This window comes from Halovibrio sp. HP20-59, assembly GCF_033052795.2.
In the GTDB taxonomy this organism is placed as follows: domain Bacteria; phylum Pseudomonadota; class Gammaproteobacteria; order Pseudomonadales; family Halomonadaceae; genus Vreelandella.
The window spans coordinates 1-206 of the sequence record NZ_JAWJUW020000208.1; the positions used below are offsets into that span (position 1 = coordinate 1).

A 206-nucleotide genomic window follows, 5' to 3' on the forward strand; every position below is an offset into this window, starting at 1 on the left:
GGTGGGGGTGTTCTTCCACCAGCTGCTGTAGGCAGACACGGTCGTCCTCGGTCAGGACAGGCGGGCGCCCGCCACGGGGTTTATCTATCAGCCCCTCAAGCCCCGAGGCCTTCCAGAGCTTGAACCAGTCCGCCACGGCATTGCGTTGTACCGCCAGGATGCTACTGATCTGGTCGATCGTGTAACCTTGGTGGCTAAGCAAAATC

Annotated in this window: 1 protein-coding gene; it reads right to left on the reverse strand. The window is 60.7% G+C overall.

The window, feature by feature from the left end; all coding sequences use genetic code 11:
- On the reverse strand, positions 1–206 hold a 206-nt coding region (locus tag RZA33_RS19890; RefSeq protein WP_317510150.1), incomplete at both ends, for a helix-turn-helix domain-containing protein.